1 protein-coding gene is annotated in these 447 nt (G+C 66.0%); it reads left to right on the plus strand.

The genetic code is table 11. The features are described 5' to 3' along the window. On the plus strand, positions 1–447 hold a 447-nt coding region (locus BIV25_RS46125), incomplete at both ends, for an acyltransferase domain-containing protein (protein ID WP_143076862.1).

The raw sequence follows: 447 nt of genomic DNA on the forward strand, positions 1-447 counted from the left end.
GGCGGTTGTTGAGGGGGGTGGTGTGTTGGATCGTACGGAGTTTGCTCAGCCGGCGTTGTTCGCGGTGGGGGTGGGGTTGTTCCGGTTGGTGGAGTCGTGGGGTGTGCGGCCGGATTGTGTGGCGGGGCATTCGGTGGGGGAGGTGTGTGCGGCTTATGTGGCGGGTGTTCTGTCGTTGGAGGATGCGTGTCGTCTGGTGTGGGCGCGTGGTCGTCTGATGCAGGGGTTGCCGTCGGGTGGGGTGATGGTGGCGGTGGCGGCGTCGGAGGAGCTGGTGCTGCCGCTGCTGGGTGGGGGTGTGGGGCTTGCGGCGGTGAATGGTCCGTCGTCGGTGGTGTTGTCGGGTGTGGAGGGTGCGGTGTTGGAGGTTGTGGCCCGGCTTGAGGAGCGGGGGGTTCGTACGCGGCGGTTGTCGGTGAGTCATGCGTTTCATTCGGTGTTGATGGA

The sequence above is a fragment of the Streptomyces sp. MUSC 14 genome, assembly GCF_001866675.1.
Lineage (GTDB): Bacteria > Actinomycetota > Actinomycetes > Streptomycetales > Streptomycetaceae > Streptomyces.